This is a genomic window from Vagococcus allomyrinae (genome assembly GCF_017829975.1).
Taxonomy (GTDB): Bacteria; Bacillota; Bacilli; order Lactobacillales; family Vagococcaceae; genus Vagococcus_D; species Vagococcus_D allomyrinae.
Map to the genome: position 1 here is coordinate 9,846 of NZ_JAEEGA010000002.1, position 12,397 is coordinate 22,242.

At 42.3% G+C, this 12,397-nt stretch carries 10 protein-coding genes; 1 reads left to right on the plus strand and 9 read right to left on the minus strand.

The genetic code is table 11. From position 1 onward, the window contains the following. Positions 1–56 precede the first annotated feature (56 nt). Positions 57–857, plus strand: coding sequence for a helix-turn-helix domain-containing protein (locus I6N95_RS02730; RefSeq protein ID WP_209524825.1), 801 nt, complete (start codon positions 57–59; stop codon positions 855–857). 85 nt (positions 858–942) lie between these two features. Here I6N95_RS02730 and I6N95_RS02735 read toward each other — a convergent pair whose 3' ends face one another. From I6N95_RS02735 to I6N95_RS02775, 9 genes are all read right to left on the minus strand, one after another. After that, entirely contained in the window at positions 943–1,647 is a 705-nt protein-coding gene (locus tag I6N95_RS02735; protein ID WP_209524826.1) for a DUF554 domain-containing protein, read from the minus strand. A gap of 47 nt (positions 1,648–1,694) precedes the next feature. Then, complete coding sequence (gene buk, locus I6N95_RS02740) at positions 1,695–2,756, minus strand: butyrate kinase (RefSeq protein WP_209524827.1); 1,062 nt, start codon at positions 2,754–2,756, stop codon at positions 1,695–1,697. Positions 2,757–2,776: 20 nt separating this feature from the next. Continuing rightward, on the minus strand, positions 2,777–3,670 hold the full coding sequence (locus I6N95_RS02745) for a phosphate acyltransferase (protein ID WP_209524828.1): 894 nt from the start codon (positions 3,668–3,670) through the stop codon (positions 2,777–2,779). Between the two features lie 58 nt (positions 3,671–3,728). After that, positions 3,729–5,045, minus strand: coding sequence for an aldehyde dehydrogenase family protein (locus tag I6N95_RS02750; protein ID WP_209524829.1), 1,317 nt, complete (start codon positions 5,043–5,045; stop codon positions 3,729–3,731). 17 nt (positions 5,046–5,062) lie between these two features. Then, positions 5,063–6,187 carry an NAD(P)-dependent alcohol dehydrogenase gene (locus I6N95_RS02755; RefSeq protein ID WP_209524830.1) on the minus strand — a complete coding sequence of 375 codons (1,125 nt, stop codon included), beginning with the start codon at positions 6,185–6,187 and terminating at the stop codon, positions 5,063–5,065. A gap of 920 nt (positions 6,188–7,107) precedes the next feature. Then, complete coding sequence (locus I6N95_RS02760; RefSeq protein WP_245249228.1) at positions 7,108–8,148, minus strand: D-alanine--D-alanine ligase family protein; 1,041 nt, start codon at positions 8,146–8,148, stop codon at positions 7,108–7,110. Between the two features lie 177 nt (positions 8,149–8,325). After that, positions 8,326–9,240, minus strand: a complete 915-nt coding sequence (locus I6N95_RS02765; protein ID WP_209524831.1) for a serine hydrolase domain-containing protein — start codon at positions 9,238–9,240, stop codon at positions 8,326–8,328. An 85-nt stretch (positions 9,241–9,325) separates the two neighbouring features. Further along, on the minus strand, positions 9,326–11,470 hold the full coding sequence (bglX, locus tag I6N95_RS02770; RefSeq protein WP_209524832.1) for a beta-glucosidase BglX: 2,145 nt from the start codon (positions 11,468–11,470) through the stop codon (positions 9,326–9,328). After that, positions 11,471–12,394, minus strand: coding sequence for an ROK family protein (locus tag I6N95_RS02775; RefSeq protein ID WP_209524833.1), 924 nt, complete (start codon positions 12,392–12,394; stop codon positions 11,471–11,473). It abuts the gene before it with no gap. Positions 12,395–12,397: the final 3 nt, after the last annotated feature.

Sequence of the window (12,397 nt, forward strand, 5' to 3'; positions counted from 1 at the left end):
TCTGGTATAATAGTAATGGGAAAGTGCCCTGATCACAATGGAAAGGATGACGTTATATGAGTATTTTCACCGAGGAAGAACTGACTTCAAAACAACCACTGTTGGACTCTGATATCGAACCCTTTTGTCGAGAAATAAACTCTTGGGATGGCAACGCCTCTCAAAAGGATATCATTTTTGAAGAATTTTGTGTGAAGAGTCAACATGGCTTAGTTGCCAATATCTTGCCGGATGGTTATTCTGCTATTTGCATTGAATTTGATAAAAGTGGTTCAACCAGTCCTTGTTATTTCGGTCGAATGAAGCAGATTAAAACTGTCGCTTATACGAAAGCCAAGTGCTATTTTGTCGTTAAAATACCGCCCAATTATATTTTCAATTCCCTTTTGCCAGCTAATGAATTAGTCAATCGAGTCTCACGTTTAGAAACATTTACCGATGCCTTTCGCCACTTTCCTTGGGAAACATTCACTCAGTTAAACTTCAATCAAAAAATTGAACTCTTTCAGCATTACGTCAATCGCTATTTACCATATCGACAACACGAAATGATTAATTTTATTCTTAGAGAATCCCTTGTAGGAGAAACAACACCCTCTATTAAGGAATTGGCCGCCCAACTCGGCGTCAGTGATCGTTATATTCGGCAATTATTCAATAATCTCTTGGGGTCAAGTCCAAAACAGGTTATTCAAGCTGTTCGTTTACAACAAGCTATGTCACGAATTTTAGATCAATCCAAAAACGTCACCGACGCTTATTTAGAAACTGATTTTTATGATCATCCTCATTTCAATAAATTTTTTAAGCATCAAACAACCTATTCTCCCACAGAATTTAAAGATTTGATTTTATAGCCATCCCACTATCAAAACGACTCACCACCATTAAAAGCAGCGAGCCCGATAGTAGATCTTCTATCTGACTCGCTACTCTGATTTTTTATGCAATCCAAGCATAAAGCGGCATGATGATTACGAGGGCTGGCAGCATATTGGCCATGGAAAACTCTTTAATGTTCATAATCTGAAAACCGGTTGCTAACATGATGATTCCGCCAACAGCTGAAAAATTCACTAACATATCAGGGGTGGTCAAAGGAATAATCGTTGAGCCTAAAAAATACAAGGTTAACATCACTACTCCTTGGGGAATCGCTGCTAAACAAACCATATAACCGAGGCTGGTACCAAAAATAATGGCGGTGAAAAAGTCCAGCAATGATTTAACGAGCAGTATATCATACTCACCTGTCATCCCTTCTGTCATAGAGCCAATTACGCCTAAGCCGCTGGCACTAAATAAAACTAAAATGGCAATAAATTGATTCATGAACTCATCTCCCCCTAAAGTTGGCGTTGATTTCAGCGCTTTTTCCAAGGGACTGCGAATTTTCCCAGCTAAGGCTTCAATCCGCTTTTCAATTTTTAATAATTCACCAATAATCACGCCTGCCAACACCGCAATTACCACACTTAACATATGAGTCATGCCAACCAACATTGGCACGCCTAAACACAACGCAATTAAGCCAAATATCTGAGGCATCTTAATTCTGAGATACTCTGGAATAAAGCGCCCAATTGAAGCGCCAATCAGCCCTCCAATTAAGGTAGCGGTCATATTCACTAATGGTCCTACCGGCATCTTCTTCCTCTCCTTATCTATACGTTCATCTCTTAATCAAATAACTCTCAACATGTCAATTGATGACTGAGCTCTTCTCCTCTGAGAACTCTGGCAACCCCTTTAGCTAAGGCCATTAACTCTCGCTCACCTGGAACACGATAAACTGGCGCAATAAAAGCCACTTGCTTTTCGACTGCAGCCATCAGCACATCGGAATAAGCCAAACCACCTGTCATAATAATACCCTCCACTTTTCCAGCAACTATTGGGGCAAGACTGCCGATGCCCTTACTAATTTGATAGGCCATGGCCTCGTAAACAAGACTAGCTTCCTCGTCGCCAATAGCTATTCTTTTTTCAACCTCACGAGCATCATTTGTTCCCAAATAAGACAGTACCCCCCCTTGCTTCCGATAGTGAGTCATCATCTCTTTTTGACTGTGATCGTAACACCAAGCAATGACTTGTTTAACAGGTAGCTCCCCCGTTCGCTCTGTTGAAAAAGGCCCTTCATCATCCGATATCAAATCAACCATTCGTCCCTGATGATGCAGACTGATGCTGTTGCCACCACCTAAATGAGCCACAATATAGGTCACGTCTTCATAGGTCCGTTGTTGATTTTCCGCTACCTCTCGGGCAACCGCGCGCATATTTAAAGCGTGACCGATACTCTCTCGTTCCATTCCTTTTAAACCAGAAATTCTCGCCACTGGAGGAAATTCATCAACTGTTACCGGATCATAAACGAAGGCTCTGGTTTTTTTCCCGGCTACTGCTCTGATTTTTTCTGCTAAAAGGGCTCCTAAATTGGAGGCATGTTCAACTCTTGGCCGATACATCAAATAGTCCAACATCGCCTGATTAATTTCATAAGCACCTGATTGAACTGGTGGCAATAACCCACCGCGAGCGCCAATCCCATCTAACAACTTCAAGTTAAGCCCCCATTCATGGACCTGATCTAAGACAGCTTGTAATCGTAATTCCAGTTGATCTTGAACGTGATCGAAGACTTGCAATTTTTCAACAGAATGAGCAATCGTTTCTTGGTAAACTATTTCTTCCTCTTCCACATAACCTATTTTGGTTGATGTTGCACCTGGGTTAATGGTCAAAATCCTCATCCTCACACTTCCTCCCTTGATTAAGGTGTTACTAAGGTAGCCAATAAAATGGACAAATACTTTTCTTCGCTATTGGATCCTCTTGATGTCATCACAATCGGGACCTTCGCACCACAAACAATTCCTGCCATCTTTCCTTTGCCAAAGACCATCATGCTTTTTCCCACTAAATTCATGGCCGTCATATCTGGTCCCACCAACATATCAGCTTGACCAGCCACTGGACTCTCATAGTGCTTAAGTTTAGCAATCTCTGGGCTGACAGCCAAGTCGAATGAAATTGGCCCGTCAATGTCACAAGGAATTGAGGCGTGTGTCTCAAAATAAGCTTTTAGTTGTTTGGCTTCAACAGAGGATTTAACCTTTTTATTAACCGTTTCTGCTGCAGCTAATACAGCCACTTTAGGGGACTGATACCCCAATTGTTTTAAGACTTCCAAACCATGTTGGATAATAATGATTTTTTCGTCATAATTTGGTTCAGATACCATGCCACCATCTGTCGTCAAGAGTAATTTCGGATAAGCCTCCACTTGATTAAGAGCCACATGAGTCAACAACTGATCTGCCACAATTCCCGTTTCTTTTGCCACAATCGGTCGCAAAAAATCGCTGGTCTGAATATGGCCTTTCATCAAAACATCAACCGCCCCTTCACGAACCAGCCTAACCCCTCGGATCGGTGCCTCTTCAGGCGTCGTATTGACAATCTGAACTGAATCAAGTGGCAACTCCAACTTGTTCATTTGAGCTTCAATCAAGAACTGATCGCCAATCAAAACAGGAACCACTTGTTTCGTTAAACGGCGATCAAAAATGCCAAGTAAACTGGCTGAGTCAGTTGGGTTTATCACCCCAACTTGTTTAAGAGGAACTCCTGATTTAGTTTTTAATGCTGAAAAATCCCTTAGCATCACACACCCTCCCTTTCATTCGTCAAAAGGCTCCCAAGAAACTTGAGAGCCTTCCCCGTTATTTCTCAATAAAATTCGCAATTCGCGACACATTGAGCAGATGCTCAAAGGTTAGGTTCTCTGAAATAATATTATTTCCCCAAGAGCCACATCCCAACGATACCGTTGGGTTTAAGCCATTGTTAGGACTTCCCCCAGCATCAATTGTCGGCTGATTCACCACGATACGACTAACGGGTAATTCTTGGCCTAAACGAATGACATGGTCTTCCGTATGGGTTAAGATCCCTGCTGAATGGCCTCGACCTTCCACGTTTAAGTTGGCCTTGGCAATTTCCACTGCCTGATCAAAGCTCTGATAACCATAAAGGCCTAGCACTGGATTCATCTTCTCTTTGGACAAGCTATCCGCTTCGCCATAATCACTTAAACTTAGAGCGATGATCTCACTGTCAGCAGGCACCGCCACCTCAATAGCTTCACCAATAATCTGAGGAGACTTCCCAACAAAAGCTGGGTTACTTCGGCCTTCTGGAAATAGTAAATTCCGAAACTTGGCGACTTCAGTTTCATCAGTCACCACATATGCTTGTTGATTTCTAAGCTCTTCAAGGACTTCCTCTTGGCGATCAATTGGGTAAATCAAAGATTGGGTGCAGGCGCACACTATGCCATTGTCAAAAGATCGACCAATCACAGCCATTTCGGCAGCCACCGCCACATTAAAGTCATCATCTAAAATCAATTGAACATTTCCCGGTCCAACCCCATATGCTGGCTTACCACTAGAATAAGCCGCTTTCACCATACCAGGACCACCAGTAGCGACGACCACATCAACCGCAGCCATTAATTCCTGAGATTTTTCAACAGTTGGTTCACTAATAACTTGTAGTAAATCCTTTGGCGCCCCAATCGATGCCAAAGCCTCTCGCATAATCTCAACAGTATGCGTAGTGGTCTTCAACGCTCGCGGATGAGGCGAAACAATCATCGCATTTTTTCCTTTTAAAGCCATGAGACCATTTCCTAAAGGTGTGATGGTCGGATTGGTAGTCGGTGCCACAGACCCAACAACTCCCATGGGATGGGCTACTTTAATCAGCCCTTTCTCTGGTTCTCTTCCAATAATGCCAACAGATTTTTTGCCCTTTAAGTGATTGTAAATATTAGTGGCCATACCCTGATTTTTTCCTGTCTTGTGATCAACCCGACCTAAGCCGGTTTCTGCTACCGCCTCCTCTGCTAATTCAACATCGTGAGCTAAGATAGCTTCAGCGATGACGCGTGTCAACTCGTCGGTTTGCTCCTGATCATAGGCCTCAATTTCCGCCATCGCCAATTTCGCCTTAGTGACTAATTCATTGATTTCCATCTAATTCGCCCCTTTCTTTAACTTGGTGGTTGATAAGATTCGTCCATTACCACCACTGACTTCAATACTTTCCCTGAAACTGAGTCCGCTTCCGCTTGATTAATATCGGCAAATGGGTAATACTTAACAAATTGATCAAAGGGAAACTTACCTTCTTTATACAATTCAATGAGACGTGGCAGATGGAACTTAGGCATGGTGTCACCAATTAAACAGCCGACAATCTTTTTGTTACCAAAAACTAAATCGAAGAAGGTGTTGACTTCAAAATTCTGCTTCGTCACAGCTAATGGCACGAAGGTTCCACCGTTAGCGACTGCCTCCATAGCTTGATTCATCACGGGTTGAACCCCTGAAGTATCAATCACATAATCTGCTCCAAGGCCATTGGTTATCTCGCGAATTTTGCCGACCACTTGTTCGCTATCGATCCCACTATTAATCACATGCGTCGCGCCTAATTCTTCAGCTTTAGCAAGACGTTCTTCATTAATATCCAACGCAATAATCGTGCCGCAGCCGGCCACTTTAGCAGCCATTAAAGCAGCAAAACCAACTGCTCCAGTACCAAAAATCGCAATTGATTGGCCAACTTTTGGTCGTAGTACATCTAAAACCGCACCACTCCCCGTCCCTAAGCCGCAACCTAAAGGCCCCAAAAGGCGCAAGTCAATGTCTTTATCCACCTTGACAATATTGGATTCATCTACTAAGCTATGGGTTGCAAACGCACTTTGATTAAAGAAATTGTTGATTTTCGTGCCGTCTGCCTGTTCAAAAACAAACTCGCCTCGCTTATTAGTTCCCGCGTTGTTAATGTCCAACCAATGAATACATGAGGATGGATGTCCTTCCGAACACCGCTGACACTCTTGACAATAACCATATGACAAAATAACATGATCACCAGGTACAACACTTGTGACAGCTGAGCCAACTTTTTCGACAATCCCTGCCCCTTCATGACCAAGAACATTAGGAAATTTAATCGAATTACCGTTTCGCTCTGCATAATCTGACCGACATATTCCTGACGCAACCACTCTTAATAAAATATCTGTTCCTTGAGGCTCAGCCAATTCAACTGTTTGAATATCATAGGGCTGACCTTCCCCTTGGACTACTGCTGCTTTAATCTTCATCTGTCTTTCCCCTTTCTGTTACTTCTTACCTTCAGTTTAACAAGGAAGCGTTTACAGATAATAGTAAAAAAAGGAACCTAGCTCAAATTATCATCTTCACAAACAAAACCACTTCCCAGCGTCCAAACCTTCTTTTTAAGCTATCTCCCCTCCGTTACCTTTGTTCATTTCCAACTATCCTCTCATACCTCTCAACGTTAATTACTCGATGCTTTAGCGGAGTCCCCCAACAAAAATAAGGCGAGACATCAGTCCCACCCTAGCTCTTTTTCATAAAACACCTTCTATTTGAACGATTTGATATCAAGCAAAATTTTTTTGCAGTCATCAGTTGTTGCTAGGCCTTCTTATACGCCACTTCCTTCTTTTTTAAACAATCAATATCAATACCTGTATATCGCGAAATTGTACACAAGGGTAGTCTATCTCTTAACATTGTTCTGGCCACATGCTCTATCCCTTCTTGATATCCCAATGCGCGAAGATATTGATCACCTGGATCTTTCTTATCACTCATTTCTTACACCATTTCTTTCTTGTCATTGATTTTCCAATAAAAAATTCACTTGATGCTTGCCCCAAAAGATAACATTTACTAAATAACTAAACCATTTTATCATTTTTCCAAGCGCAACAAATACTTGCTGTCTTTTCAACTTCCCTCTAACAAAAATAAGTCTCAAAAGATGGCCTTCAGTAAAAATACAGCACTAATGATCGTCCACTACGCTCTAACACTACTTTTGTGAATTAACTCACGTTCAGTATATCACGCAAACACCGTCCTTTCAATGTTCTTCTTACTTTTTAAACCGATTAAAACAACGGCTGGTTTCTTACTGATTGTCGTTCAAGCCATTAAAGAGTAGACTACTAAAACACCACCCCATCAGTTATTGGCATGGTGTTAATAAACTAACCTAGCTGAAACTCAAACGAACTAATCTATCGCATAACTCTGGATAATCAATGCCCGCCACTGCTGCTTCTTGGGGCAAAAGGCTGGTCGGTGTCATGCCTGGTAAGGTATTGGCTTCTAAACAATAAGTTTGACCTTCTTTGGTCACCAGAAAATCAACTCGTGAATAACCACCTAAACGCAATAACTGATGAACTTTCAAAGCTTCAGCACCCAATCGCTCCGCCAAGGCCGAGCTAATCATCGCTGGACAGATTTCATTTGTACGACCTGCCTGGTATTTATTCTGATAATCATAAAAACCTGAGGTTGGAATAATCTCAATAACAGGTAAGGGTTCGCCAGCCAAGATGCCCACAGAAAATTCACGGCCAGTTATCAACTCTTCTATTAAGACTGTCGGTTCAACGGTTTTAGCCAATTCAACCGCTTGAATAAACTCCATTTCTGTTCGCACTAATGAAACGCCAATTGAGGACCCTCCACTGACCGGCTTAATCACACAAGGCAAATCAATTTGTTGATATACGGTAGTAATATCAACCACTTCTAAATTGACCTCAGACCATTTAGGCGATTGGACCCCATAGGCAGCCATCAGCTGTTTGGATAAGACTTTGTCCATCGCCAACAAACTGCCAGCATAACTTGAACCTGTATACGTAATATTGTGTAGATCCAAAGTAGCTTGAATTTGCCCATTTTCGCCCATTGCACCGTGTAAGGCCAGAAAAGTCACATCCGCACTCTGACAAATACTTAAAACATTGGGGCCAATCAGGGCACCACCATTGCCATTTGCCATCTCAATCGCGACTAAATCAGGTGGTATGACAGGCACTTCATAATCATAGTGCTCTTGTTGATGTTTGCCAAAGGCTTCGGTAAAATCGGCGCTGTCCCTGACACCTTCATAGACATCCACTAAGAGAACCTGATGGCCTTTTGCCATCAATCCGTTAGCTACCATACTGCCAGAACTCAGTGACACATCCCGTTCCATACTTAGACCACCTGCTAAAACAACTACTTTCATCTTCATCCCCCACTTCCTTTATTATTACTTATCATAGCCTATTCTGGTGTTCAGCTGACAACTTTTGAACAAAATTAACTTTTTTTTAGACAATCCTTAGCTATCTACATCCCGTAAAATAATCTGAACATTACGAAAAGCCAACCTATCAAATAATAGGTTGGCTCTTTCCTTGCTCTCCGATTAATTTTCGCTATTTACGTAAGCTTTTAAAGGCAGGATAAGCTCATCCCAGAGAAAACTCTCAATATCTTGTTCATCTAAAGATTGAACTGAAACCACAGTCTCTTCTGCTTCCAGCACATAAATCAGCTGACCGTATTTTCCCGACACATGATAGGACTGCTCATCATTACTCCGCCAAATCTGATAGCCATAGCCATGTTCTGGACCATGTTCTTCGTATTGATTTTGAGTAGCGGCTGCCATAAACCCTTGTGAGACAAGTTGCGTCCCATGGTAAGAACCTTGATTGATCAACAATTGACCAAAGCTGGCCATTTCATCGATCGTCAGAAACAAACCATTGGCTCCTGTCGTGTGCCCCATGGGACAACGGAACCAATCAGGACTGTAAATACCTAAAGGGCTAAATAAACGATCTTCCAGATAGGCACATAGATTGACCCCACATTTTTTTTCAATTAAACAGCTTAGCATATAGGCATTAAAGTTAGAATATAAAAAATGAGTGCCTGGTTGGTGTTCAAATTCAGCGGCAAAAAAATGGGCAATCCAATCTTTAATCTGATATCGTTCCGGTGTACTAAAAAAGAACAAGGGCTCTTTAAGACCACAGCTCATCTTCAGCAGATGCTCAACCGTAATATCGTACACTTTTCCATCAGCATTTGCGGGAATATACTCCGCAAAACTGTCGGCTATTTTTTCATCCAAGGTGAGTAACCCTTCATCGATGGCGATCCCCACACCAATAGCCGTCACACTCTTGCTAGCTGAAAAACTGTGAAACCGCTCCTTATCATTAAACCGATTAAAATCAACTACTAATGCTCCTTTTTGATGAATTTGAATAGCATTGATCACACGATGGTTGCTTTTGGCTTTTCTTAAAAATTGTGCTAATAATTTATCCATAAGTCACTCCTTAGTTGATGATTGATTCCAGTTTAACACAAAGACACGCCAACTGTCCTTTGAAAGAAGTAGGCGTGTCTTTGTGCTACTGAAAGTAAATTTCTCCAACTTTTGGTGCTAAGCTACTATTGCCAAGATAGACGTGATACTCCCCTTTGTCTGTTCGACTCTCCAAATCACTGTGAACATAGGCCAGATCTGCTGGTGTGATCCTAAGGGTAACAGTTTTTTCTGCACCTGCTTCCAACGCCACTTGAACAAATTGTTTCAATTCGCGTTGTGGCCGAGCAACTTCGGCAAAAAGAGTCTTAACATAACATTGAATAGTCTCTTTTCCACTGTACCTGCCAGTGTTTTTAATTTTAACCTCAAAGGTTATCGCCTGATTCTCACTTAAATTCTGGCTTGATTGGGTGACGCTCCACTCAAAGTTTGTATAACTTAGACCATACCCAAAAGGCAATAGGGGATCATTGCTGACATCCATATAACGTGAAATATATTTTTGATCCTGATTTTCAACCGTTAACGGACGACCAGTTCTTAGCTGATTGTAATAGATTGGTACCTGTCCGACTTTCTCAGGAAAGCTCATCGTTAACTTACCAGAAGGGTTAACCCTTCCAAGGAGAACATCCGCAATGGCGTTGCCAGCTTCGGAACCAGGGAACCAAGCTTCTAAAACACCTTGGCTATGAGCAAAGACCTCGCTTAGCTCCAAAGGACGACCATTAAACAAGACCACCACAATGTTTTGATTGACCGCATACAACTCTTTTAATAATCTGATCTGGCTAGCGGGTAAGGCGATATTAGCTTTGCTGGCAGCCTCACCTGTTTCTTCCGAACTTTCACCTAAGGCAACGATTAACCGATCCACTGCTTTCGCCAACGTCACCATCTGTTCTCTTTCCTGTGCGGTAAAGTTAACTCGATCATCAGTCCCCACAACAGGTAAGTCTGGCAGACTAGCTTTCAAGCCAGCGGCTAAGGTGACACTTTTAGCCGTGTCACCAATCCACGACCATGCTCCCAAAACATCTTGAGACGTGGCAAAAGGCCCCACTAAGCCAACTTTTTGTGTCATCTGCAACGGTAAAACTTCTTGCTCATTTTTTAACAAAACCATTGACTGACTGGCAATCCGCCGTGAAGCAGCCGCTATTTCGGGATAAAGCAATTCTCGACGATCTTCTGATAACAAGCCACGATAAGGATCATGAAACAAGCCCAAGTCAGCTTTTAATTGTAAGACACGCAACACAGCTTGATCAATTAAGTCTTCCGAAATATCATCAGCTGTCAGTAACTCAGCTAAACTCTTTTGATAAGCTGGCGTCATCATGTCGATATCGACCCCCGCTTCCAGAGCTAATTGAGCCGCTTTTCTTAAATCTGGCGCGACACCGTGGGGAATCAGTTCCCAAATAGCAGCCCAATCAGAAATCAAGACTTGATTAAACCCTAAACGCTCGCGTAAAACAGTCTTCATTAGCCACTGATTTCCGCTGGCTGGTATCCCATTGATTGTATTAAATGAGGTCATAACCAATTTAACGCCAGCATCAATAGCCGCTTTAAAAGAAGGCAGATAGTATTGATACAAATTAATGGTGGAAATATCGACAGTATTGTAATCGCGGCCTCCTTCAGCAGCTCCATAGCCGATAAAATGTTTAACGCAAGCTGCTATTTTTTGATAATTAGTCTCAAGCTCAGCTTGCTCTCCCTGATACCCTTTGACAAAAGCCGCAGCTAACAAACTATTTAAATACGGATCTTCGCCAGTGCTTTCCATAACACGACCCCAGCGAGCATCTCTAACTAAATCAACCATTGGCGAAAATGTTACTTGAATGCCCGCATCGCTAGCTTCATGACCAGATAAACTGGCCATTTCTTTAACCAATTCTGGGTTCCAAGAAGAGGCCAAGGCTAAGGGAACTGGAAAGATCGTTTCATAGCCATGAACCACATCCGCCATAAACATCAAGGGGATCTTCAACCGGCTCTTAGCCAAATAAGCTTGCTGAATTTGAATGACTTGCTCCTTTGTATGAGTGCCCAGTACCGATCCTATTTGAAATAAATTCTCTTGAGTTAATCCTAACTCTTGTAAAGGTCCAGTAATTTCACCGGCCCCTTCTTCAAAAAAGTTAGGCGTCAATTGGACAAGCTGTCCAATTTTTTCAGCTAACGTCATCTCTGATAATAAGGTTGTCAGGTTCATTTATTTAGCCTCCTTCGCTAAAGCAGTTATCGAACGGTAAACGGCCCCAATAATGCCTGCTTGATTAAAAAACTGACAGCTTCTAATTTGTGGCAGTTGAACATTTCCCATATCAATATGACCCTCTTTCAACAGATTCACGCGACGTTCTAACTCTTTCATAAACGCCTGATTACTACTAATTGCGCCGCCGATTAAAACAATTTCCGGATCAAAAGAAATCCCTATGTTAAAAATTCCCAGAGCTAAGCGATCGTAAAATACATCAATTAATTCTTGCGCAACGACATCCCCCTCAGCCGCTAAACGAAAAACAGTTTCACCATCAAGTTGGTTGGTTTCATGACCCTGTTGACTAACTTCGTAAGGGCTAACCACCCCGCACTGCACCGAACCCGTCAAACTCAAGGTAGCCAAGCGAGTGTCGTGATTTTTAATAGGTTGAACCACCATAAAACCAAATTCCCCCGCGTTGGAGTGAGCCCCGCGGAACAACTCGCCATTAAGAATAATCCCGCCACCAATACCGGTTCCTACGACCACACACAACATGTGTTGATAGTCTTTTCCCGCACCTAACCATTTTTCTGCCAAAGCGGCACTATTAGCATCATTTTCCACAAACACTGGCAGACTTAACGTCTCTTCCAAAAGCCCTTTTAAATCAATCCCATAAAAATCCTGAATTGACCCCCCAGTTGTTAGAAAGCCATTTTCTTCCACTACTCCCGGAACACTCAAACCTACAGCAGTTATCAGGTACTCTTGTTGATACTTACTGACAATCCCTTTAATTGTTTGAATAAGTTCTGCCCCGTTATGATTGGTACTGACTTTACCATCTGCCAATATCTCTCCCGTTTCAGTAACTAATCCAAATTTAACATTGGTGCCTCCAATGTCTATTCCCACATAATACGTCATCTT